Genomic DNA, 24,170 nt, shown 5'->3' on the forward strand with positions numbered 1-24,170 from the left:
TTCAATCGGTAGCAGTGCAGCCGTTCTCCATCATTTAAACTCAGTCCAATGGTCATTCTGCCATAAGCTGGTGGGAGTTTCTTCAAACAGGTCGATGTGATAGGTAGCACCGGGAGGGACAATAATACTGACACTTGCGGTGTTTCCCAGGGTCCCATTGCCAGTACCAGTGGACGATGTAACTTTAACCCCATTCACGAAACCGCTCAGAATGACTCTTTCCCCCACAAAAAGTGCACTATGTGCGCCAGCATTCACCACGATTTCATAAGGCAGGGAATTTGTGTAAGTGGTACCGTATGTTCTGTCGATCCCTTCTGTGAACGCCTGCCAGGTTCTCTGAACAGGTATTGAGGTTGCTCTCACCCATTGAGTCCCGTCATTATAGTACTGCCCGGGGTAGACTGCCGTGTTGCCGCTTCCGGCACTCGCCGTGTTGTAAACGAACATACCGGCTACGTGGCTAGCGCAAGGAGCGGCAATGTTCGTTGCAGCCAATGCTACCCTGGGGAGCAAAATGCCCGCACGATTGCCAGGGGCTTCCGCATCTACCTGCAGCATGGCGTTGGGGTCTATCGTAGTTGGATTCGGACCGATTTTTACCTGAGCCCATATAGTTGACGGAGCAAGGAACATAAGCATTCCAAATACAGCCACACAAAATGCTTTGTGTAATAGTTTTTTCATTAGCGCAGTATTGAAGTTGATTGAGAGATAAATGCGTTTTCTCTAGATGCCTTGTTGGCAGAGGCTTGTCAAAGCGTGCTAAAATGGCCCGATTGCGTAGGTTTCGGTAAACCTTAGTTCACCGGAAAAGAAGCCGGTTTGAAACCAGAAATAAAGCGTTTGAGGCCCTGCAACAGTAACTCTGAATGAGGGTGTAGTGTGGTAGGCCCCGCCTGCGATAACCAACCACTCTGCTGCTATGCCAACGGGGTCATATGTGGAAGGGCTCGTCGATAAGGCCGTGTTAACAAAAGCTTGGTTACCAACAGGATAAGTTGTGGCGGCGGTAGGCATTGTCCACTGTGCAGTGACCATGTAGGTGCCAGGTCTGGGTAACGTTATCGTCGCGCCCGAATAGGTAGCAAATGTTCCTGTGTTTGTAACAGTTACCTGTCCTCCGGTGGTTCCGTTGACCATCGCACCAGACAAGGGGTATTGCCAGCTCGTCCCGCCGGCTGCATCGGAAGTCAAAACCTTCCCGGCGCCCTCCGTGCCGTCGGCGATGGATACCTGGCCGGTTGTTTTGTCCACTTTCATTTTACGTCCGGGGGTGGAAGCCTCCACTTCCAGGTTGGAATTGGGCTCGATGGTCGTCGGATTAGTTCCGATCTTGACTTGCGCGAAAGCAGTGGAAGAGCCGAGCAACAGCGCAGCCGCAAATAGCGCAGTAGAAACCTTTTTCTTTGAAATGCCGATTAATAGATGTTCTGTTTTCATGCAACTATCGATGAGTTTAAAATATTTGTATTGAAATCGTTCGTATCGATCGCTAACTTCTTAGGTTTCGACAAATCGATGTGTAAACATAGAGAGGCCAGGTAGCAATGGAAATCGAAATATTACTACTAATTGCTACGAATTTTTCAGTAAGTAAGCTCAGGGAGTTACCTTTACCTTGAAATTTAAACCGCCTTCTACAACCCCGATATGTATCACATACTTATTATTGACGATCACCCTATGGTATCCGTAGGGATACAAGCGATTATTAAAACAGTCGTCGAAAATTCCACCATCACGTTTGCGTATTCTTTTCAGGAAGGGCTCGAAGTGCTGGCGAAAACCCCGGTCGACTTGATGGTATTGGACCTGGCCATTCCGGGGAGCCGCGGGGCGGAAATGATCGGTGCTTACCGGGAGGTGCAGCCGGATTTGAAAATTCTCGTGTTTTCTGGGAGAGACGAACTCACCAATGCGCCCATCTGCTTACATAGGGGCGCCAATGGGTTCCTGCACAAAAACAGCTTCGATTCGGAGACGGCAAATGCCATCCGTATGATACTGGAAAACAAAAAGTATGTCAGTCCAAAGTTAAAAGAGGCAATGTTCAGCACTCTGATGGAGGGTAAATCGATGCAACCGGACCCCATGGCGGCGCTTACTACGCGGGAGCGTGAGGTACTTGGTTTGCTGCTCACAGGCAAGTGGCTTAAATCGATAGCCGATGAACTGAATGTCAAGATTTCCACCGTAGGAACCCAAAAGAACCGCATTTTTAAGAAAATGGGTGTAGACAACATCGTGGACCTTGCCAAAAAGTTCTGGTATCTCGAACAAAGCACCGCTGACCATTTATAGCGTCGTTTTAGGCAAATTGCTTTTTTTGAAGATCAAATGAACGGAGGCTCCCGGGGTGTTTGTGACGTATATGTCTAAACGCAATAATTTGGATATCTGTTTTAACAAGAGCAAGCCGAGACCTTCATAACCTGCTGGCAGGTTTGCGTCTTCAGGACTGGCCACATTGAGCCAGTTCATCAGCTCGGGTGGCATACCGGGGCCGCCGTCCTCAAAAATGAGTCGCAGGTCGGTATCTTCGTGCAGGACATAAATTCTAAGTGTGTTTCTGTCACGCGCCTTAATGGCGTTGTCGATCAGGTTATGGACAATGATGCTCAGGAGTTTGGGATCGGTAAATACGATCTCCTCCGGGGCCAGGTCCACCTGAATATCGACATTATTAGCTGCTGCGATCTGCCTGAACAGCGAAATCTTTTCGTTGATCAAATCACTCAGTTTCACGGAAGTCACGGTATTACCCGCGCCGCTCACCTCCGGTTTAATGAAATTGACCAGGTTGTCTACCATGTGGTACATATTTTCGACGGCCTGTTTCAACTGCCTGATAAAGCTAATCGCACTGTCCAGCTTATGATCGTTAATCAGTGCCTGACTATAATCCAGCGCGTAGGACATGTGCCTTACCGGCGTACGGATATCGTGGGAAATGGACGCAATCATATGCATATGCAACCGCACCTGCTGTTCAAGCTGTTTCTCGGATTCGCTCAATACGCCGAGTGTTTTTTCCAAATGCTCTGTTCGTTCCTTTACCTTGATTTCCAGGGCCTGTTTTTGCCTTTCAACAGCTTTTACGCGTCGTCTTAATATCCCGTAAAACAGCAGCAGAATCGCCGCGGCAACCAACCCTCTGAACCACCAGGTTTCATGCCACTGTTTTTCGACGAAAATGGCGAAATCCCGCTCGCTATGGTTGCCCATGCCAAACCCGTCGGCCTTACGTACACGCAGTGTGTAGTTTCCTCCTCCCTGAAACGGAATTGCAATGCTTCTGCTTTCGTCCAGTACTTTCCAGTCGGTCATGGGTTCGGCGCCTTTGAAGAGCCTGTATGACATTTTCAGGTTATACGGGTTGCCAAAGTAGGGTGTAGTCACATTTAGTACGATTTGGGGGACACCGGGTTTAACGGAAATCCTGCTCCGGTCAAATGCGAACGTACTGTCATCACCGTCGGGTTCATCGATGTAAATCTGCTGCTTGGGAACCTCCGGTCTTACCAGCTCCGGGACGAACCACACCAGGCCATTGATCGAGGGGAGCGACACCATACCTCCCGGTGTTTTCAGGGCGCATGGCTGGCAACCTCCGTTGAATTCGTTGGTATTAAAGCCGGCTGTTTTGGCATAATAGTGGTAATATAAATCGAATGGCTTGGAGGCATAAGCCAGTAAATCGGCCTTCTTCACCTGAAACAGCCCTTTATTGGTAGTTATCCAAAAGTAGCCGTTTTTATCCTCGACGATGCAATGGGCGCCGGCAAGGTATTGCCCTTTGTCGAGGGGGAACTGGGTCAGTTTTCCATCTTTTAAAAGAAATATGCCGTCAGTGTATGTAGTAATCCATATTTCGTCGCTGCCGTCGGGAATGTAGAGGCTTCGTACGTAGCTGTCGGCAAGCTTGTTAATTCGGGATAATCTTTTGGAGGGCAAATGAATGCGGTAAAGGCCCTTTCCCGTTCCAAGCCACAGTATTTCGGTTGTCTGATGCTGAATCCAGGAGATGCTCGATAAATGTTTCCCTGCGAAAAAGCGCGGCTGGGCGCCGGGCACCGACGGATCAATGTAATAAAGACCAAGCGAGTTAGTACCAATCCAGATCTTACCGTTTATGCCCGGGTAAAGCTGTTTTATTTCATCAGCCATTTTCCAGCTGGCAATGACGCGTTTGCCACTGGCGTCAAACCTGTACAAAGTCTCTCTTCGTTTACTCCAGAATGTACCTTCGCGGTCTTTGACGATGCAGTACTTGTCCCAATCAATTGTTTTTTCTATCAATTTCAAGCGCCGCGCAGGCATACCCAGGCTGCCGCTGTCCAATGAGAAAACAGCCCCGGTGAGCGTGCCCAACCTGTTGCTGTCAAGTAGTGTTTGTCCGTAAAAAACGTTGTCGGATTTTGCGGAAGGATCGACGATCGTGCGAAATTGTTTTTGGGAAACAATATACAGGCCATGCAACTGACTTCCCAGAAACAGCCTGTTCGTCTCATTGTCGAAAAAGATGGTTTTAATATCCTTGTCCTTAAAATCGAATCCATCCAGAACCAACTTGCTGGCCAGTGAGCCATCTTTGGCCGGTTGCAGAATGTACAGCCGCCGGCCGGTATAGATAAATGCCTGGTCGGAATGGCTGTTCCAAAAAATCTGGTGCTGTTTTGTGGATTGATAGTCAGGATCCGTGGAAACCGGCCCGGTAAGCATCGACTGTACCGTCCGGCGGGCGGTTCCTGAAAAACGGGTTAGTTTTAAATTCTCGTCCAGGTAATAAAGGCATTCACCCAGGCGGAAAAATCGGAAAAAACTTTTATCCGGAAATGGAAAGACCCTGGTTATCTTGTTGCTCACATAATAACCGATGTTTTTGAGGTCATACACGAAATACCGCGCGGCCGGTGCAGGGTAGATGACGCAGATAGTTTGACGGTAAAATGTCAGGGCTGCTTCATTGAGATCGGGCAATGCTTCGATCACATTCTGGCTAAGCCTTTTTGAAATATTCATCGGCCTTTGCAACGGATAACCTTTCAAAGAAGTATCGATCGTGGCTCTGCCATCCTTGATCCGGATCCAGGCCCGGTTGTTGGTTATCGCCAGCAGGCCATCGGTTCTACCTTGCGGATCCAGATAGAAGCCTGAAATGCTTCGCGCCGCAAAGGAATTGCCAAGGTTATCAAATGTTACGAAACGATTGCCATCAAACCGGACCAGGCCTCTTTCGGTAGCCAGCCAGATATTCCCGCGTGAATCGCGTACGATGGATTTAACGCTGTTTTGCGGAAGGCCATTTTCGTCTGTGAAGTGCCTGACCTCGTAGCCGGGGGCAGTGTTGCGTCTGGGTTGTATTGGTTGACTGAAGGAAGTGTTGAAAATGAAGAGGAGGCAAAAGAAAACCCGTAAAGAAGACGCGTAAAGTAGGTGCATTTTTATACCGCTGAAAGCCACGTTGAATAAACCTCCGCATGATAGAAAAAATTCGACGAATATAGATAACAAAGTTTTTTTGAGCGCATGGCATTTTCATCCATGGGAATATCAATGGGGCGTCGGCCACGGAGATAGGAAAGCTGGCAATGCGCACGTGTGACTGAATCCTGGCCCAATACGACAACATCCCGGAAAGCCGCCTTCCCGGGATGTTGTCGTATTGGGCACCCGCAACTTAAAGAGCAATGGAACATGGCGTTGCAGGGCTACATGGTGGTCAGCTTTCTGATTAATTCTTGATAAATGAACCAGTGGCATTATCCAGACGGTAGAAGTAGATTCCCGCGCTCAGCCCGGAGACATCGATCTGAATAGTTCCGCCTTGTGCCGAATTCGACCGGATCACGCTTTGCCCCAGCGCGTTGGTTATCACCAGCTCGCCGATCACTTTATTTTCCTTCAAATCCAGGGTTAGCAGGGTACTGACGGGGTTTGGGTAGACGGTAATTGATGGGAAACCGCTGTTGTTAACGGCCCTGATCACCGAGTAGATAAAAGTGCCGTCCAGGTCATTCTGTCTCAGGCGGTAATAGCTCCTGGCAGGAAGAGGCGAGTGGTCGACCCATTGATAGTGGTTATCTGTCTCACTGTCACCGAAGCCCTGTACCGTGGCTATTTTCACAAACCTGCGCGCATCGGTACTACGTTCGATATCGAAGCCTGCGTTGTCTTTTTCACCGTGAGTGGTCCAGTCAAGACGTACCGCCCTCTCGGAAGGCGTTGCCGTAAAGCTGCCCATGCGAACGGGGAGAGCAGTTTCATCTAAAAGAAGCTCGAGGGTTTGTGCGGTCGTCGAAAGTCCTGGCGCCAGGTAAGCGTCAAAGGAGCGGATGCCTGGCTGAGAAGAGGCGGTAACCCGGGTGAATACGGGCGCGCCGTTTGTACTGTCAAGATAATATCCGCCAATAGGGGCAGGGATTCCAATGTAGACTGCGCCTGTGATGCCAACCTGCATATTGCGTACCGCGCTGCCCGCGAGTTCTGAATTTGCGCCCGACCTTAAATTCGCCGAAGCGGCTATGGCTCCCGAACCCACAAATGCAAAGGTGCCCGTGCCATTGACCAGTACCGGGGTATTGGCCGGTATTTTGCCGCCGACGATAATCTTTCCGGTTATTTTAGGGTCCGTATATTCGACGGTATAAGCTTTTACACCGGCAGGTATATCGGCTTCGAATGGCAGTACAAGCATTTTCAATCCATTCAAAGTACATGTGTATGTTGCAGCGGTTGCCGTAAAGCCGGTTGGTGGATAGAAGTCCGCACCAGTGTCGCTGATTTCAAGCTTTTCACATACATTCTGGTAAACAACGTTATTTTTTTCGCTCAGTTGAGCGTCTTGCGTATAGAATACAGCGTTTTTGTTGGCGGCGGCAGCGTGCCAGTCGGTCTGGGGCGTGATACCCGTGGTATTTTTCAGGTCCAGTGAAGTGTAGCCGGCATCGTCAAGACAGTCCAGAAGATAGCTGTCGGTATCGCTGTACGGGCCGGAGAACCTGTAACCTCTTTCATTGCCGACCGACAAGTACACATTGGCGAATTTGAAGGTCAGTATTGAACTGTAATTGCCATTACTGATACCGATAATGCCACTACATCCGTCAGCAAGCACGTTCTCTGAAATGTCAAAAACCCAGTCGAAGTTTTGCCTCCTTGAAAAGTTAACACTTCCATAATTATGGGAATTGACTGCCCCGGCACTATTGACGTAATACAGGGTTGTATTGCTGGAAGAGTAGTTGTTAGTAGAGGAGAGATTTTCTACCCTGAAAACCAGTTTGTTGAATTTTTCATTTAATTGCAGGTAGCCGTTTTCTGCCGTTCTGTTGGGACTTACAAGCTGTTGGTCGAATTTGATAGTGGCTGTTTTTCCACTAAGTTGATAGCCGGTTCCGAACGCCGGATTGGTCACTGTCTGGTTTTCAATCTTTCCATAATGAATCAGTTCGCTGGTCATTTGAGAAACCGACCGCTCACCGCTTTTTTCAAATACCAGTGTCGTAATGCTGGACGCGCCGATTGTTACTTTCGGACGGGCCGTCTGCTCTGTGAAGGCCACCGGAGTTTCAACCATGCTGGCGGTTTGGGTCGTTGTCACAGCCTTTCCTGCATTGGACAAAAACGGCAAGTCAACCGAAAGGTCATAGGTATTAGCCGACGGATTGATGATGACTACGAAAGCTTTATCACCTGCCTCGGAAATATAGCTCGAACCATTCAGCATACTGGTATTGTCATTCCATATACTTTGAATACGCCTTGCGCCGGTGACAAATTTCGCATAGTGGGAGAGCACGTTGCCACGCCTGGTAATTTCTCCGGCCACCGTACCAAACTGGCCGTCGCCCATTAGCCCGTAGTAGCGTTTTGTTGCATAGTGCACCCAGGCGTTGACATTAGCCAGCAAGGCATCATTGAGTCTGGTAGCAAAATCGAAGGCATCCCGCTGCCAGTCATAGTTGCGCGAACCGCCATCTGCGTTCCAGTTGATCAGATATTCCGTCATCCACACTTCTTTTCCCTGGGCCTGTACATTCAGATGGCCCGTCTGGATCGCGCCGTACTGATGACCGCCAAAAATCTCGAAATTGGGGAGCACAGCCGGATCCAGGAAGGCAGTGGCGTAATTATCTGTGATGCCTACGCTCTCGGGAGCAATTACTTTACAGCTGATCTTGTCAGCATGATTTTTAATGAAATTGGCCATTTGAGCAGGCGTCCAGATGCAACCGGCGTAGTCAACCTGGTAGTCGGGCTCATTCTGGAGTGATATCGCTTCCAGTTCGACACCGTTGTTTTTCAAGTATGTAACAAAATTATCCAGGTACTGAGCATAGAGTGCGTAGTTTTCTTCTTTTAAATATACTGGCCGTACCACTCCGTTTCCGTCGGTGTATCGTGAGGCCTGTGTATTATAGGTTTTCCATTCCGAGGGCATTGACCACGGAGACGCGAATATTCTCAGACCGAGTGAGTGTGCCAGTTGCGCCGTGGCCAGGGCTTGCGGCCAGTTGGCCTCGCCGATGGGTATATATATACGCATTATGTTGTAGCCCGCCTCGCTGTTTGCTCCCCACATCTTCCTGATTTCAGCCTCACTCATATGGTTGTAGCCGAATTGCGGGCTGTTGACAAATCCTCCAAAACCCGAAATCTTCTGATACGAGATATCTTTATTGAGCTTGACAGTGGCGTTTATTGCCTGTGCCGAGAGTGTATGGACAGACAGGAGCAGTCCGGCAACAGCGAAGGCCGATTTCAACAACCTGAGTAATTTTCTTTTCATTCTTTCAAGACGTTAATGGTTTAATCATTTTCGGGATGGTGTAAGCTACCTCTTTCGATATCTCCCGGAAGTCCATAAGGCATCCGGCAATGCGCGGCCTCAAATCGGGTGGGTCAAAAACGAGCATATCTGTTTTATGATTTAATGAATAAATAATATGATATTATTGGGCAAATAACGGGAGGTGGGAATGAGTTCTAGGGCAGAAATCGTCAAATTTTTAGAACTAATGTTCGGTTTCCATCAAGATTGCGGGGCTTTTAGGACTTATTTCGTGTTACGGTGCTGGCAGTAAGAGATATTTAATCATTGGTTCTTGTTTTTGAGAACCAAATGCTATTACTTTGACCGTTAGTCACCTAATCAATTATTTTGGAACAACATAGAGAGCGGATCGAGCAGCATAGTGGCCATCTTGAGCATATGGGCCTCACACCGGTAGCAGCGAGAGTTTTTACGTACCTACTACTTACGGGTAAGGAAGGCGCTGTTTTCGAGGATTTAGTCGAGTATTTTAAGGTGAGCAAAAGTGCCGTGTCGAACGCACTTAAAATGCTGACAGCGTCGGGTATGGCCAGCTTCCGGACAGTCGGCGGAAAGCGCAGGCGCTTTTTCTTTGTGAATATGCGGAGCCTTTTCAATGAGAAGGAGATGACCTCCCGTTACCAGCAGTTTTTTGGTATCCTGGACGATGTCCGGAAGGCGCGCGGTATTCAGGACCAGTTCGACAAGGAACTGGGTGAAGTTGCTATTCTTTACAAGATGCTGCTGGTCGAATTTCCTATCATTCTCGAGCGCTGGAAGCGGACGATTGAGCTTGATGGTTAAAATTTTAACTTTTTGGTTCTTTTTATGATGAACTTAAAGAACAAGCTATTGGTGGTAGGGTTGGGGTTGCTGCTTTCGACGATGTCGATGCAGATCTGCGCGGCTCAATCCGTCTGGACTTTGGACAAATGTCTGGAATATGCTGCTGCCCATAACCAGGATTTATCGGTGGGGCGCCAACGGTTGGCGGTTGCCGCAACAGCTGCCGGTCAGTCGAAAGCCAGGTTGCTGCCGACTGTCACCGGTTCGGTCTCGCTGGATCATTACTGGCAAATCCCCGTGCAGGTATTCCCGGGTGAGCTGCTGGGCCAGCCCCAGGGCACATTTGTTCCTGTCCGTCTGGGAACGCCCTGGATGGGAAATGCCGGGTTGCAGGCTAATCTCAGCCTAATCGATGCAGAAGGATGGAAGCAGATCAAAACTTCCATGCTCGAACAGCAGTTAAAGGCCAGTCAGAACCATTCAGGGCAAAAACTGGTGGCCAAAAATGTCCGCATGGCCTACTATGCTGCCGTCTTGCACCAGCAGGATTACCATACAGCGGAAGGCAGGGTCCGGGATTTTCAGGAAAGCCACCGGTTAATCGCGCTGAACTTTGAGAAGGGCATTACGGATCAGATCGCGGTAAATCAGTCGCTCGCGTTGCTTGAAGACCTGGGCGACGAAGCGGCCGGTATACGGGCTTCTTACCTGCAATCGCTGCTGGACCTTAAATTCTGGATGGGCTTTCCGCTCGCCGATTCAATTTCGATCGATACGGGCGGTGTTTCGCTTCCGGAAGCCGCTCCACAAACTGATTTTAGTGCTCAACGCTTACCCGATTTTAGGCAAGACAGCCTGACGGTTGACATCGCCAGGGCCGTGGTCAGGCATTCCACGGCCGCATTATATCCGAAACTATCTTTCGTCAGCGGTTATAGCCGGCTTGGTTTTGGCAGTGAAGCCAGTTTTATCACACGCTCGAAATGGTTTTCCTCCGGGTATGTGGGGCTCCGGCTTTCAATGCCCATCTTTGATGTGCCGCGGATGCGCTATCAGCTCAAAAAGGACAAGGAAAGTGTGCTGCTGGCTCAGGCCGAACGACAGGCTGGTATCAATAGTGGGAACAAGGCCTTCCTGACCGCAAAAATCGGCTACGACCGTGCCTTGCAGGAGCTTGCAACCCTGCAAACAAAGGAAGCGCTTGCCCGGGAAAATATAGGCCTCTCGACCAAGAAATTACAAAAGGGCATTATGGATATGATACAAATGAAGCAGTTACAGGACGAATTGACTGTCGTGAGACGTAAGCGCCTGGCAGCCAAACTGCAATGCCTGACCCAAATCGTTGAACTCGAATACTTACAAGGCAATTAGGTGTATGAAAAAGTTTTGTATACTGACGCTGGCAGGCTTGATAGCCCTGTCTTCATGCAAAAAGGAACCTGCAAGTTTTAAGGTGACCACCCAAGCCATCAATGAAGCTGTTTATGCTTCCGGAGAGATCATGCCCGCAGAATACGAGGTGATGAAGGCCATCTCCAGCGAGCGTATACTGAAAATCCTGGTTGCGCAGGGAGATCAGGTCCAAAAAGGCCAGGTATTGGCGGTGCTGGGCCAGCCCAGTCAAAATGCCCAGCTGGACATACTCGGCAAACAGCTCCGGCTCGCGCGCCAAAATGCATCCGACAGCTCGGCAAGGGCGCGGGAGCTGCGGCAGAAAGCGGCTCTGGCCAGGAAGCAATACGAACAGGATTCGGCAGAAGCCCAAAATTACCGGGAACTTGCTGCAGAGAAGGCTGTTCCGGCCCAGGAAGCAGAGCATCGGACCATCAAGGCCCGGGCAAGCCTGACCGAATACAACAACCTGCAATACCAGTATCAGGCGCTGCTCGACGATCAAAAGGAAAATGTGCTTTCGGTGAGCCGCCAGCTCGCGCAGCTGCGCGAGCTTAGGGAAACCCATTTGCTTACCAGCAGCATTGACGGCAAAGTGTTCAGCATTTACCATACCGAAGGCGGTACTGCGGCGGCCGGCGAGCCGATCATGCTGACGGGCAGCGCCGGCCGGTTCAAACTGGAACTGCTGGTCGATGAAAGGGACATTGCCCAGGTGAAGCTGGGGCAGAAGGTTTTTTTTGAGACCGATGCCTTTGCTGGCAAACAGTTCACCGCAACGGTAAGCAAGATTGTGCCTGTAATCCAAAAAGAAAACCGCAGTTTCAAGGTGGAAGCCAATGTAGCCGGCACCGCTGGTTTCTTTCCCCAATCTTCGGTGGAGGCTAATATCCTCATACGTCAGGGCAATGCGCTGGCCATACCCAGCACTTTTCTACTGCCGGGCGACTCGGTATGGGCGGCAGGACCTGGCGGGAAGGTGGTTAAACAGAAATTGAATACCGGCGTAAGGAGCGGTCAATGGACTGAGGTTAAAAGCGGGCTGAAAGCCGGTGACCTTGTTTATGAAAAAGCCCCATAACGGATATGAAAAAGCGGCTCACTAATATCGCTTTGTCGGCATCTATCGCCGCCACTTATATGAAGGCTAAGCTGCGGCAGACCCTGGTTGCCACCGCGGGGGTTGCGTTCGGTATCACCGTGTTCATTTTTATGGTGAGCTTTATCCAGGGGACCAACGAGTATACCCAGGATGTGGTTTTCCAGCAGTCTCCCCACCTTCGGATGTACAATGAAGTGCAGATAGCGGACCAATCGTTGTTGGACAGGCGCTTCCCGGGCGCTATCAACCAGGTACACCATCAGAAACCCAAAGACATTCTGCTTAATTTAAAAGATGTTAACCAGGTGCTGGGGGAGCTGCGGGCCGATCCGCGTGTTCAGGCCGCCTCGGGGGCGATCACCACGCAGGTATTTTTCAGGCTTGGCTCTTCTTCGCTAAACGGCAAAATCAACGGCGTCGACCTGGAAAGGGAAGATCAGCTATTTAATCTGTCCGGTAAAGTCATCGAAGGCAGCTACGAGGAAGTCAATGTTAAAACCAACAGCATCCTGATGGGCGTCGGCCTGGCCAAACGGCTGAACGTGACAACGGGCGACCAGATTATTATTACCACTGAAAAAGGGGGGAATTTCGCGGTGATAGTAGCCGGGATTTTCAAAACAGGCCTCACCGACATCGACAAGCAGCAATGCTATGCCAGCATCAAAACGGTCCAGAAACTGCTGGGTGTTCCCGCATCCTATCTGACAGAGATTAAAGTCAAACTTTTCGACAAAGAATTGGCCCCGGAAATGTCCGGGCAGTGGCAGGCAAGGTACCATTATCAAGGCTCGGACTGGAAAAAGGACAACGCCTCTCTTTTGGAAGGGGATGTGCTGAGAAGAATGATCGTTTATGGGGTGGCGGGTACGATTCTGCTGGTCGCAGGCTTTGGCATATTCAATATCCTGACGATGATGATCTATGAAAAAATGAAGGAGATTGCCATCCTGAAAGCAACCGGCTTTTCCGATTCGGATGTCCGGGGCATCTTTTTAACGCAGGCGCTGGTGATCGGGGCTGCCGGCGCGGTGATGGGCCTGGTGTTTGGTTTTTTGATCTCCTATGCGGTATCCAAAGTCCCGTTTAACAGCGACGTAATGATCACGCTCGATCATTTGCCGGTCAGTTTCAAGCCTGTTTATTATATCACCGGCTTCACATTCGGTATACTGACGACGGCCTTGTCGGGATATTTGCCGTCCAGGAAAGCCGCAAAGATGGACCCTATTTCCATTTTAAGAGGATAGTTATGGACATACTCGAAGTCGCAAAACTGAATAAGTATTTTACAGAACCTGTCCGCAACCAGGTACTCAAAGATGTCGGCTTCCAGGTGAAGGCAGGCGAATTCGTTGCTATTACGGGTAAGTCGGGCAGCGGGAAATCAACCTTATTATACCTGCTCTCCACGATGGATACCGACTTTGAAGGCAGCATCATCATTAATGGAGAACAGATGAAAGGCAAGACCAACAGGTGGCTCGCCGCATTCCGTAACCAGCATATCGGCTTTGTGTTTCAATTCCATTACCTGCTTCCCGAATTTACTTCCCTGGAAAATGTCATGCTGCCGGCCCGTAAGCTGGGCTTGTACCCCAAGGATCAGATCGAGCAGCGGGCTATGGATTTATTAAAACTGCTGGACGTGGACAGCCAGGCCGCCAAGCGGGCCGCACTGCTTTCCGGTGGGCAGCAGCAGCGCGTCGCCATTGCCAGGGCGCTGATCAACGATCCTTCGATTGTGATGGGCGACGAGCCTACCGGTAACCTGGACAGTGCCAACAGTGCGACCGTATTTGGCCTGTTCAAAGAGCTGGCTAAGGAAAGGCAGCAAACGGTTCTGGTCGTTACGCATGATGAAGACTTCGCACGCCGGGCCGACCGTAGGATCTATATGGCCGACGGCCAAATCGTGGAAGGCTGATTGCAGCTTGGTCCCGGAAGAGTTTGCCGAGCGCGTGTATACCAACAGAAAGAGTAGGATGGCGAGTAAAATTCTGCAAACTGCTGTTTCAGTTATTATGCCTATCTATGGGCAGGCCACATTCATTCGACTTATCAGTTTTATGAGAGTTACACCATTGTTAGTTGCGCTGCTGCTATTCAAAAATATATTAATGGCTCAGTCGGTAACTCCCGACGGGCACGGTTTGAAGGAGTTTTCCATAAAAGACAAGAAACTAGGCCTGATTCAATTCTATGTTGATACGGTGAATATTCGTCGAAAAGCTCCACTGTTTATTGAAGTCAACGGCAGCGGGGGACTTCCTTTATGCCTGTATGTTCAAGGGAAAAAATTTGTAACCACGCCCACTACTTTCAATGAAGAATTATACGGAAAGACGAAAGAGAAGTATCATTATATCATCCTGGGCAAACCCGGCACCTCGTTTTGTGACACGCTGGCTCTCGATCTAACCGTCGCAGAATATCAAAAGAACCCATCGCAGGTTTTGTTCGCCCACAGGCCTTCCAAGGAATATACAAAACGCCTTAGTTTGCAATGGCGCGTGCAAGCCACTCAGGCCGTTATGAGCTATCTGATTAACCATGGTTTTTGGGATAGGACAAAGATCATCGCATACGGTTACTCCGAAGGCGGGCAGGTAGTTGCATCGCTGGCCGTTGAAGACAAGCGCGTTACGCACATCGCATCTGTCGTTGGAAGCGGGCTTAATCAACTGTACGATGGAATCATGAGCTGGCGCATCAAAGCCGCCAAAGGCGAGCTAACCCATCAGCAGGCTCAGGATAGTGTTGAAGCTGCCTTTAAGCGTATTGCCGACATCTATAAAAATCCGACCGCGACCGATAGAGAAGTGGGAGGCCATTCTTACCTGCGTTGGGCCAGTTTTGGTACCCTGATTCCCTTTGAGCAGCTGCGTAAATTATCGATACCTATCTATATGATCGCTGCCAGCCGGGACGATAGTTCTCCCATTTACGGGCTGGATTATGTCCGGCTTGAATTTCTGCGCCTTGGAAAGACCAATTTAGTATATGACACCTGTGTAGGCTGTAACCATTACTTGGGTAGTCCAGAAGGTAGCAAGCCGGAAGGACCTGGTTATATTGATAAAATATTGACCTGGGTGCAAACAAAGTAGGATAGGTGTATAATTAGTAAGCCTGAAAGCTTTTGTGGGCAGTAAAGCCAAGTCCAGTGCCTTTTGGGAGCTTTTTGCCCCATTCTGCTTCATAGAATTATTTATCAAATAGATTTAATTTTCGGTGCGAATGGCAAGTTGCCACCAGATTGCCGGAGGAGGGCAACCTGATGGCAAAGACACCCGTAGGCGGAACTAACCGGATAAGGCAATCAAACAAAACATTCAAACCGGTTTTTGGTGAAGGGTGCGGCAAGCCTGATTAAGCCTAAGATCCGCTTCCTGCCGGATTATTTCGGCTAAGGATATGCCTTATTTCGCATCCGGGTATTTTCCCAGGATCTGCATCGCCTCTTTCGCAAATTGCTTGCTGAGGCTGCCTGCGTCGTTCACAGGATTTTCCATAGACCCCCGCCAGAGCAGCTCGTTGTTTTTGGCATCTATCACGTCGATAATCAGCGTGCCGTCGGTATAATGTTCCTGGTGGTAGCCTGTGTTCCACGGATTGTAGTAACCCGCGTAGGCTATCGGTATCAACTGGCCATGAAAGTAGTAAGCGCGTGGGCCGAAGCCATAGCCATAATAGGGATAGACAGGAGGATTAGGGACATTCTCGGTTTTTTGGCTGGTGAAAATGTGGTACATCAAAAGCAGGTCCGGATGCTGGTCATCCTCGACGATGCCTTTTTTGGCGAACTCGGTTTTTACCGCCGAATGGATATTCTCTTCGGTGATCGTATTGGATAGCTGGGGAAGCTGCGAGGTTTTTTCTTCCGGTTTTACCCAGGTGTATTTTTTATAGTTGGCCAGGTGGGCCGAATCGACCTGGTCTACCTTTACCGAGGCGCAGCCGGCCATGGCAAAAAGGGCAGTAACTACCAATGCATGAATGCTGGTTTTCATAATAGTGCAGGTTTAAAGTTTGATATGGAAGTACTTTGAGCCGTCAGATGTTTTTCCTGATATAGGCTTTCAGCTTTGCGGTCTGGTGTTTCAGATCATCCCGGGCTTTTTGCACATCGGCCCCCGCGCCACGTTCGGCTGTTTTTAAAAGGCTGCGTGTTTCAGTGATCAGCTTTTTACCTTCTTGTTTTATGGACGCTTCGCTGTCGGCTGTTTTTCTTTCCAGGCCGTCGAGCGCGGTCCGCAGATGGTCGTTGGATTTGACTTCGAATTCGGGAATACTTTCCCATTTTTCGATCGCGTAATGGGTTACCATCATTTCCGCTGGCCAAAAGCCCTTTTTGAGCTCGGCCGATGTCAGCTTGCCTTCCCTGGCAAGTTTTTGCAGTTGCTCCAAGTGTTTGACGGATTTCGAAAATTCGGCTTTCAGCTCGCCTTTATCCGTCGCTCCTTCGTTTCGGATGGCGACAATACCCTCGCCGATCTCTGTGGTCGCTTTTTTGTACTCTTTTCCATCCAGGTATTTCACAGCCGTATCGAAATGCCTTTCAGATGGAGCCAACACGGGTTCGGCGATCTGCTCGGTTTTGTAAGCGGTATCGTAAGCGACTTTGTCGTCTTTCAGCGAGTCGGCCTCGTATTTGGCTTCGGCTTTTTTTCTGCTCTCGCATCCTGTTTGCAGGATGCCGACGCTCAGGGCCGCTATGGCAGTGGAAAAAATGAGTTTCGTTTTCATGATTTCAAGTTTTGGTTAAATATCACTGTTGAATGATTTTCGGCCGGAACCGAGTGAAACGAAAGTAGAGGGTGCGGCTGCAACGGGCAATGCAGAGGCGGTAGAAAGCCGGAAAGTGTCGTTGAAACCAGCTTATGAGTCGGTGGTTTCAACGTTCAGGTGAAGATGGGGCAGGTTCGGGGCCGAACCATGCGAACCCGGTGTCCAATCACGGACGTGGTTCCGTCCGATTCTGAACGGTGGAGCCCTGCTTTTCTGCCGATCTATACGCCGTAGAAGCCTTTTTTTGTACTGGCATTACATTTTGATGTGAGATTACTGTCCCGGTAACCTCGCTATGATCCGTAATTATTTCAAAATCGCCTTTCGTAATTTGGTCAAGAACAAAGCCTATTCCGCTGTCAATATCAGCGGGCTGGCTGTCGGTATGGCCGTCGTGATACTCAATGGTTTGTGGCTATGGGATGAGCTGACTTTCAATACCTATCACAAAAACTACGACCGCATTGCCAAGGTGACCGAGCGGGGGACGAGAACCGACGACGGGACCCGCTATTCCAATGTGATGCTGCCTTACCCGGTGGCAACCGAGCTCAAATCGAATTATGCGGGCTACTTTAAGCATATTCTGATTACCCGGGAGTCGCAAGATTACATTTTGTCAAGTGGTGATAAGAAGCTGAGCCAGAAGGGACTTTTCATCGAAGGAGGCATTGCCGAAATGCTTTCTTTAAAGATGCTCCGGGGCAGTTGGGCAGGGCTCACCGATCCGCATTCTATTTTACTATCGGCTTCGGCGGCAAGAGCTATGTTCGGCGACAAAGATCCGATGAACAAGTTGATCAGGATTGACGCGAGCATGGACGCAAAAGTAACAGGCGTTTATGAGGATTTGCCAGGTAATACCGAATTCAATGACATCCGCTTTTTTGCCCCCTTCGATTTATGGACTTCCGTCAACCCCTGGGTCCGCCAGCAACAGTGGGACAACTGGTTCCTGTCGGTTGTCGTACAACTTCGGCCTGAGGCGGACATCAATCAGGTCTCTGCCGCCATCAGGGATATCGAGCTCAACAACCTCAAAAAACTGGAAGGGACATCAGATGTTTTGGCCCGACATCCGCAGATATGCCTGCTTCCGATGAGCCGGTGGCATTTGTATGGTCATTACGATCTGGACGATACCGGGCCGGTACAGCTGGTATGGCTGATCGGCCTTATCGGCGCATTTGTTTTACTATTGGCATGTATTAATTTCATGAACCTAGCAACGGCCCGTTCCATGAACCGGGCTAAGGAGGTGGGCATTCGCAAGGCTGTCGGCTCCCTGCGCGGACAACTCGTCGGGCAGTTTTTAAGTGAATCATTTCTGGTCGTTTTGCTAGCATTTGCCATTGCGATTCTGATCGTTAATCTCTCATTACCCTGGTTTAACAACATAACCTCCAAGCGGCTGGACTTTCCCTGGGTAAACACCCGCTTCTGGTTGGCGAGCCTTGGTTTTATCGGATTGACCAGCCTTGCCGCCGGTAGCTATCCGGCTTTTTATTTGTCTGGTTTTCAGCCGGTAAAGGTTTTGAAAGGGATGGTCGTGCAGCGCGCGGTGGGCGCAGGAAACCGGGCCGCCATGCCGCGTAATGTGTTGGTCGTTATTCAGTTTACCGTATCCCTCATATTGGTTATCAGTACGCTGCTGATATACAGGCAAATTCAGCATGTCAAAGACAGGCCGGTCGGTTATAACCGGAACGGATTATTACAGATCAGGAAAAAGACGCCCGATTTTGCAGGAAAGACAGACCTGCTCCGGCAGGAATTGAAAAATACCGGTGTGGTCGAGGAAGTAGCAGAATCCAGGAGTTCCGTGACGGAAATTACGATGTGGAATGCCGGCTTTTCCCGAAAGGGAGAAGAAATAACTTGCCCCAGAGGGTGCGGGACGCTGCCGGTCAGTGCGGAGTACGGAAAAACAGTGGGCTGGGAATTTATTGCCGGCAGGGACTTCGACAGACGATACGCGAGCGATTCGTCAGGCTTTATCGTCAATGAGTCCTTTGCAAAACAGATGGGGCTTAAAAATCCGGTTGGGGAGACTGTGGTATGGGGGCCGCGTTGGCGTAAACCAAAGCCATACCTCGTCCTGGGGGTAGTCAAGGACATGGTTGCTACGTCGCCTTTTGAGTCCGCCGTTCCAACTGTATTCTTCCTGGAAAATACGCAGGACTGGATCAATATCCGTCTTAATCCAAATGTGAGCGTATCGGAAGCATTACCCAAACTGGAAGCCGTTTTTAAAAAGCTGGTACCCTCCGCGCTTTTCGATTATAAATTTGCCGACCAGGAATATGCGCTGAAATTCGCCAGCGAAGAAAGGATGGGTTATCTGGGCTTTGTGTTCACCATGATGGCCATTTTTATTTCCTGTCTGGGCCTGTTTGGGCTGGCTGCCTTTACCGCCGAACAGCGTACGAAAGAGATCGGCATCAGGAAAGTCCTCGGGGCATCGGTGCTGCATGTTTGGGGATTGCTTTCGAAGGATTTCATCGTTCTGGCCCTGATCGCCTTCGTGATCTCTTCGCCGGTTGCCTATTACTTCCTCAATAACTGGCTGCGTCAATATACTTACAGAACCGAGCTGTCATGGTGGATTTTTGCATTTGCGGGTATGGGAGCGCTGGCGGTGACGTTGCTGACGGTCAGCTTTCAGAGTGTCAAAGCCGCCTTGATGAACCCGGTAAAAAGCCTGCGGACGGAGTAATGAGTCAGCAGATTGAACATACAGGTTCCTGCCGGATCGTACCTGAACCGGCAGGATGGCCTAGTCTATCCACAGCCGTCACTCTACCCGTTCTGCCGGTTTGAGATAACAATTTTGAGTTCCATTTGAAGAAAAACGATGCTACCTTCACGGGGATGAATCGGTGGACAATCAATTGGTGGCTGATCCTGGCAGGGATTATCGGTTGGGTGAGAGGTAGTATTGCTCAGCCTGACGCGGCACGGCCAGCAGATTACCAATTTGTTCGCTATAACACCGAAAAGGGGCTGTCCCATAATCAGGTTAACTGTTTTTTAAAAGACAGCCGCGGATTCGTGTGGATCGGCACGGCCAATGGGCTAAACCGTTTCGACGGCTATTCATTCCGTGTGTTCAAACACGATCCGGCCGATTCGGCCAGCATTTCCGACCATCAGGTGACTGCGTTGTTTGAAGACCCCCAAGGCTACATCTGGATTCGTACCCTGCTCGGCTTCGATATTTACGACCCGGTTACCGAAGCGATCGATCGCAATGCGAACCGCGCTGCAAAGCATTTCGGATTGAAAGACGCAGATTTCAACCGCATTATCAAAACCCGCTCGGGCGACTATTGGATCAGTCATAACAAGCTTGGGTTGCTGAAATACCGTACGGCTTCCAAACAGCTTGTTAAAGTCAAATTTGGGCCTACGCAGAATGTGCCGGGCACACGGGCGATATCAGATTTCGACGAAGATGCGCAGGGAAACCTGTGGGTCGTATGCGACGACGGCTTTCTTGCACGCGTGAATGCGGCCACGCACGCGATCGATATTCAAAGCACATTGTTGCAGCGCCGTAACCTGGGCAAGCTCTCCAACCACAAGGTATTTGTAGACGGGCAAGGCGAGCCCTGGGTATACATTGTCAAGGCGGCTGTCGGCGCATTCAATTTCGATTTTAAGAAGAATATCCTCCGTATGGCAGGCACGGCCGGGCCCGATTTCAGGCTCAGCAATAATGCGGTGAGCGCAATGATCTCCGGGCCCGACGGACGCATCTGGATCGGCACAGACCATGGCGGCATCAACATTCTCGACAAAGCCACAGGCAGGGTATCCACGCTGCATTCTAACCCGGGCGACCCGCGAACGATCAGCCAGAATAGTATCCAGGCATTGTATAAAGATGCCACGGGCATGATTTGGGCAGGTACCTACAAGCAGGGTTTTTGTAATTACCACGAGCATATTTTCCGGTTTTCGCTTGTCCGGCATTTGCCTGGTGATGCAGGTAGCCTGCCGTTTGACGATGTGAACGTGTTTGCCGAAGACCGCAAGGGCAATCTTTGGGTTGGTACCAATGGCGGAGGCCTGATTTACTATGACCGAAGGAACAATAGCTTCCGGCAGTACCGGAACAAGCCGGGTGATCCTAATAGTTTGAGTAACGATGTGATTGTCAGTCTCTTTCTCGACCGGCAGGATGTATTGTGGATTGGGACCTATTTCGGGGGGCTTAATAGCTTTGATGGTCAGCGATTTACCCGCTATTTGCACGATCCGGCCGACTCGACGAGTCTGGTAGACGACCGTGTATGGGAGATATTCGAAGATTCGCGCCGGCGGTTGTGGGTCGGTACCATGGCCGATGGCCTGGATTTGTTCGACAGGTCATCGAAGACATTCCGGCACTACCGCAACCTTGCGCCCAATTCGGTCCGTTCCGATTACATTTCGGCCATGCTGGAAGACAAGCAGGGCAATCTGTGGATAGGGACCGCGAACGGAATCGATGTACTGATGCGCCAAACCGGTCGTTTTGTGCATTATAAGCATACCAAGGGTGACACTGCCGGCCTTAGCAGCGACGCAGTCATGTCGCTCGCGCTGGACAGTACCGGCGCCATCTGGATCGGGACTTCCGAAGGCCTTAACCGCTACGATGCCGGGCGAAATGCATTTGAAACTTACGATACACGTCACGGGTTGCCTGACAATTCGATATTGACCGTAGTAGTCGACGCCCGCCAGCAAATATGGCTCGGTACCCCGAAAGGAGTCGTCAATCTGCAGGTTACCAAACGGGGCGCCGGCGGTGTTCCTACGGGCTTTCAGGTACATACCTTCAATGAGGTCGATGGTTTGCAAGGCCGCGGCTTCAACGAGAACGCGGCGCTGCGGTTGCATTCAGGAGACCTGGTTTTCGGTGGGGCCAACGGTTTCTCGATTTTCGATCCCGCGCAGGTGACGGACGAGCGTACGGCTGCGAAGGTAGTGCTTACGGATTTTCAAATATTTAATAAAAGCATTCGTCCCGGAACGCTCGCGGATGGCAGCCAGATTCTGGAAAAATCCATTTCAACCACCGATCGCATTGTGCTGGAACACAGCCAGAATGTATTCACCATTGAATTCGCAGCCCTGAACTTCCTGCATTCTGAGAAAAACCATTACCTGTACACTTTACAGGGGTTTAACGACCAGTGGTTTGAGGCCGATAACACCCGCCGCGTTACTTACACCAACCTTGACCCGGGCAGTTACGTGTTTAAGGTTAAAACAAAAGAAGGTGGTGCTGTGACCGAACGGCGATTGGAAATCAGGGTTCTGCCGCCTTTCTGGCAGACCCCCTGGGCTTACCTGCTGTATTTTTTATTGATAGCATGTGCATTGATGATTGCCCGCTGGATTCTGATCGAACGGGAGCGGATGAATTTCAAGCTGGAACAGGAGCGACGGTATGCCCAGCAAATGCACGAGCTGGATTTGATGAAGATCAAGTTTTTTACCAATGTGAGCCACGAGTTCCGCACGCCGCTTACGCTCATGCTCACGCCGCTCGAAAGCCTGCTGCGCGGCATCCGCTCCGATCACACCGTGCACCGGCAGCTCTCGCTTGTGCACCGCAATGCGCAGCGGCTGCTCAACCTGGTAACGCAGATGCTGGATTTTAAGAAGCTGGAAGTAGAGGAAACCCGTTTCATGCCCGAGCGCGGCGATATTGTGCAGTTTGTAAGGCAAATCACCCAGACGTTCTCCGATCTTTCCGAGCACAAGCACATCCGCTACCGGTTTGAAAGTTCGGTAGAATCGCGCTATGCCGATTTTGACCAGGATAAATTGTCCAAAGTGATGTATAACCTGCTATCGAATGCATTCAAATTCACACCCGAAAACGGGCAGGTGACCGTGCGGCTGCGGACGGTGGAGCACGAAGGCGGGGAGGCTTTGGAAATAAGCGTCGAAGACTCCGGCATCGGCATTCCGCCGGAAGCGCAGCAGAAGGTATTCGACCGTTTTTACCAGCATCCTATGCCCGGCCACATCATGAACCAGGGCAGCGGCATCGGGCTTTCTATTGCCAGCGAGTTTGTCAAAATGCACGGTGGCAGGATCGACCTGGAAAGCGAAGTGGGCAAGGGCAGTACATTCGCTGTCACTTTGCCCTTGCGCGAGAGCCCTACGCGTGAGGTACCCACGTACGTAGCAGAGCCGGCCTCCGCGGACTTGGCGACCATCGATATTGACCTTGCCGAGGAAAAAGAGGGCAAGGAAAAGCCTCTGATCCTGCTTGTGGAGGATAACGACGAGTTCAGGGAGTATCTCAAAGAAGTATTTCAGAAAAAATACCGGATACTCGAAGCCGCAAATGGCCGGACCGGCCTGGATGTGACCCTCGACCATATCCCGGACCTGATCGTAAGCGATGTGATGATGCCGGAAATGGACGGGATCGAGCTTTGCCGACGTATCAAGACCGACCGACGCGTATCGCACATTCCGATAGTATTGCTCACTGCGCGGGCTGAGGACGAGCAACAACTGCAAGGATACCAGACCGGTGCCGACGCGTATGTGACCAAGCCGTTCAGGCTGGATATTTTGCAGGTCAGGATTTCTAACTTGATCTTGCAGCGGGAGCAGTTGCAGAAGCAGTTCCAGCAGCACATCGAGATCCGCCCGAGCGAGGTGGCGGTGCGGTCGATGGACGAGCAGTTTGTGAACAGCGCCGTAAAAGTAGTCGAGCAGAACCTGGCCAACGCCGAATACACCGTCGAGCAGCTCAGCGAGGCAATGTCGATGAGCCGGGTTTATTTGTATAAAAAAATACTTTCACTAACGGGTAAAACACCGGTCGAATTCATCCGCATTATCCGTATTCGCAGGGCAGCAGGCTTGCTCGAAAAGAGCCAGCTGACCGTCGCCGAGATCGCCTATCAGGTAGGCTTCAACAATCCAAAATACTTTACCAAGCTCTTCAAAGAGGAGTATCAGATGCTGCCTACCGAGTACCGTAAAAAGCAAGCCGCGGAGGCGTAGGGCGGCTCGGGAACGGTCGGAAAATCCAATTCAGGGGTAGCATTTGTTGCGATCTTCCGGGTTGTTAATACTGGAATAGTACAATGCGTCACTCCGATACTCTTATATCCGTTTGCTAATGCCTGCTCATTACTTGCTCATCCGTTTATACCACTTGCACATTATTAAACTGGAATAAAAGGCGAAAAAATAGCCCGATTTTTCGCGCTGGTTTACAAATGATGCCCTATTTGTAAACATTTGGATCCCTTGCTGCAT

Annotated in this window: 16 protein-coding genes; 10 read left to right on the forward strand and 6 right to left on the reverse strand. The window is 50.3% G+C overall.

Going from position 1 to position 24,170, the window contains the following annotated elements:
- Positions 1-30: 30 nt before the first annotated feature.
- Positions 31-687 (reverse strand): hypothetical protein, encoded by a 657-nt coding sequence (locus ACQ4MZ_RS13935; protein ID WP_430845681.1) that lies wholly within the window; start codon positions 685-687, stop codon positions 31-33.
- A gap of 78 nt (positions 688-765) precedes the next feature.
- Entirely contained in the window at positions 766-1,443 is a 678-nt protein-coding gene (locus ACQ4MZ_RS13940) for a hypothetical protein (RefSeq protein WP_430845682.1), read from the reverse strand.
- 210 nt (positions 1,444-1,653) lie between these two features.
- Here ACQ4MZ_RS13940 and ACQ4MZ_RS13945 point away from each other — a divergent pair, with 210 nt between their 5' ends.
- On the forward strand, positions 1,654-2,304 hold the full coding sequence (locus ACQ4MZ_RS13945; RefSeq protein ID WP_430845683.1) for a response regulator: 651 nt from the start codon (positions 1,654-1,656) through the stop codon (positions 2,302-2,304).
- Here the strand turns inward: ACQ4MZ_RS13945 and ACQ4MZ_RS13950 are convergent.
- Both ACQ4MZ_RS13950 and ACQ4MZ_RS13955 read right to left on the reverse strand, forming a co-directional pair.
- On the reverse strand, positions 2,299-5,445 hold the full coding sequence (locus ACQ4MZ_RS13950) for a two-component regulator propeller domain-containing protein (protein ID WP_430845684.1): 3,147 nt from the start codon (positions 5,443-5,445) through the stop codon (positions 2,299-2,301). The genes ACQ4MZ_RS13945 and ACQ4MZ_RS13950 overlap by 6 nt on opposite strands.
- A gap of 292 nt (positions 5,446-5,737) precedes the next feature.
- Entirely contained in the window at positions 5,738-8,794 is a 3,057-nt protein-coding gene (locus tag ACQ4MZ_RS13955) for a T9SS type A sorting domain-containing protein (RefSeq protein WP_430845685.1), read from the reverse strand.
- Between the two features lie 372 nt (positions 8,795-9,166).
- On the opposite strand from ACQ4MZ_RS13955, the gene ACQ4MZ_RS13960 reads away from it, so the two are divergent.
- The 6 genes from ACQ4MZ_RS13960 to ACQ4MZ_RS13985 are packed head-to-tail and all read left to right on the forward strand — an operon-like array spanning position 9,167 to position 15,211.
- Positions 9,167-9,622, forward strand: coding sequence for a GbsR/MarR family transcriptional regulator (locus tag ACQ4MZ_RS13960; protein WP_430845686.1), 456 nt, complete (start codon positions 9,167-9,169; stop codon positions 9,620-9,622).
- Between the two features lie 24 nt (positions 9,623-9,646).
- Positions 9,647-10,978: a TolC family protein gene (locus ACQ4MZ_RS13965; protein WP_430845687.1), complete on the forward strand. Its 1,332-nt coding sequence runs from the start codon at positions 9,647-9,649 to the stop codon at positions 10,976-10,978.
- A 4-nt stretch (positions 10,979-10,982) separates the two neighbouring features.
- Positions 10,983-12,080, forward strand: coding sequence for an efflux RND transporter periplasmic adaptor subunit (locus ACQ4MZ_RS13970; protein ID WP_430845688.1), 1,098 nt, complete (start codon positions 10,983-10,985; stop codon positions 12,078-12,080).
- 5 nt (positions 12,081-12,085) lie between these two features.
- Positions 12,086-13,351, forward strand: coding sequence for an ABC transporter permease (locus ACQ4MZ_RS13975; protein ID WP_430845689.1), 1,266 nt, complete (start codon positions 12,086-12,088; stop codon positions 13,349-13,351).
- 2 nt (positions 13,352-13,353) lie between these two features.
- Positions 13,354-14,028 carry an ABC transporter ATP-binding protein gene (locus ACQ4MZ_RS13980; protein WP_430845690.1) on the forward strand — a complete coding sequence of 225 codons (675 nt, stop codon included), beginning with the start codon at positions 13,354-13,356 and terminating at the stop codon, positions 14,026-14,028.
- A 58-nt stretch (positions 14,029-14,086) separates the two neighbouring features.
- Entirely contained in the window at positions 14,087-15,211 is a 1,125-nt protein-coding gene (locus ACQ4MZ_RS13985) for an alpha/beta hydrolase family protein (protein ID WP_430845691.1), read from the forward strand.
- Between the two features lie 312 nt (positions 15,212-15,523).
- On the opposite strand, the gene ACQ4MZ_RS13990 is transcribed toward ACQ4MZ_RS13985, so the two are convergent.
- Positions 15,524-16,114: a DUF4136 domain-containing protein gene (locus tag ACQ4MZ_RS13990; protein ID WP_430845692.1), complete on the reverse strand. Its 591-nt coding sequence runs from the start codon at positions 16,112-16,114 to the stop codon at positions 15,524-15,526.
- A gap of 43 nt (positions 16,115-16,157) precedes the next feature.
- Entirely contained in the window at positions 16,158-16,850 is a 693-nt protein-coding gene (locus ACQ4MZ_RS13995; RefSeq protein ID WP_430845693.1) for a hypothetical protein, read from the reverse strand.
- Positions 16,851-16,878: 28 nt separating this feature from the next.
- On the opposite strand from ACQ4MZ_RS13995, the gene ACQ4MZ_RS14000 reads away from it, so the two are divergent.
- The 3 genes from ACQ4MZ_RS14000 to ACQ4MZ_RS14010 all read left to right on the forward strand — a co-directional run bounded on the left by ACQ4MZ_RS14000 (position 16,879) and on the right by ACQ4MZ_RS14010 (position 23,912).
- Positions 16,879-17,013 (forward strand): hypothetical protein, encoded by a 135-nt coding sequence (locus ACQ4MZ_RS14000; protein WP_430845694.1) that lies wholly within the window; start codon positions 16,879-16,881, stop codon positions 17,011-17,013.
- A 174-nt stretch (positions 17,014-17,187) separates the two neighbouring features.
- On the forward strand, positions 17,188-19,608 hold the full coding sequence (locus ACQ4MZ_RS14005; RefSeq protein WP_430845695.1) for an ABC transporter permease: 2,421 nt from the start codon (positions 17,188-17,190) through the stop codon (positions 19,606-19,608).
- A 125-nt stretch (positions 19,609-19,733) separates the two neighbouring features.
- Positions 19,734-23,912, forward strand: coding sequence for a hybrid sensor histidine kinase/response regulator transcription factor (locus tag ACQ4MZ_RS14010; protein WP_430845696.1), 4,179 nt, complete (start codon positions 19,734-19,736; stop codon positions 23,910-23,912).
- Positions 23,913-24,170: the final 258 nt, after the last annotated feature.

It is taken from the genome of Dyadobacter sp. BHUBP1 (assembly GCF_050587785.1).
Classification (GTDB): domain Bacteria; phylum Bacteroidota; class Bacteroidia; order Cytophagales; family Spirosomataceae; genus Dyadobacter.

Bases quoted from the DNA above. Each gene is read 5' to 3' on its own strand.
- ACQ4MZ_RS13990 (WP_430845692.1), bottom strand. From the start codon at position 16,114: ATGAAAACCAGCATTCATGCATTGGTAGTTACTGCCCTTTTTGCCATG.
- ACQ4MZ_RS13985 (WP_430845691.1), top strand. From the start codon at position 14,087: ATGGCGAGTAAAATTCTGCAAACTGCTGTTTCAGTTATTATGCCTATC.
- ACQ4MZ_RS13935 (WP_430845681.1), bottom strand. From the start codon at position 687: ATGAAAAAACTATTACACAAAGCATTTTGTGTGGCTGTATTTGGAATG.
- ACQ4MZ_RS13955 (WP_430845685.1), bottom strand. From the start codon at position 8,794: ATGAAAAGAAAATTACTCAGGTTGTTGAAATCGGCCTTCGCTGTTGCC.
- ACQ4MZ_RS13940 (WP_430845682.1), bottom strand. From the start codon at position 1,443: ATGAAAACAGAACATCTATTAATCGGCATTTCAAAGAAAAAGGTTTCT.
- ACQ4MZ_RS13970 (WP_430845688.1), top strand. From the start codon at position 10,983: ATGAAAAAGTTTTGTATACTGACGCTGGCAGGCTTGATAGCCCTGTCT.
- ACQ4MZ_RS13995 (WP_430845693.1), bottom strand. From the start codon at position 16,850: ATGAAAACGAAACTCATTTTTTCCACTGCCATAGCGGCCCTGAGCGTC.
- ACQ4MZ_RS14005 (WP_430845695.1), top strand. From the start codon at position 17,188: ATGATCCGTAATTATTTCAAAATCGCCTTTCGTAATTTGGTCAAGAAC.
- ACQ4MZ_RS13975 (WP_430845689.1), top strand. From the start codon at position 12,086: ATGAAAAAGCGGCTCACTAATATCGCTTTGTCGGCATCTATCGCCGCC.
- ACQ4MZ_RS13980 (WP_430845690.1), top strand. From the start codon at position 13,354: ATGGACATACTCGAAGTCGCAAAACTGAATAAGTATTTTACAGAACCT.
- ACQ4MZ_RS13950 (WP_430845684.1), bottom strand. From the start codon at position 5,445: ATGCACCTACTTTACGCGTCTTCTTTACGGGTTTTCTTTTGCCTCCTC.
- ACQ4MZ_RS13965 (WP_430845687.1), top strand. From the start codon at position 9,647: ATGATGAACTTAAAGAACAAGCTATTGGTGGTAGGGTTGGGGTTGCTG.
- ACQ4MZ_RS13945 (WP_430845683.1), top strand. From the start codon at position 1,654: ATGTATCACATACTTATTATTGACGATCACCCTATGGTATCCGTAGGG.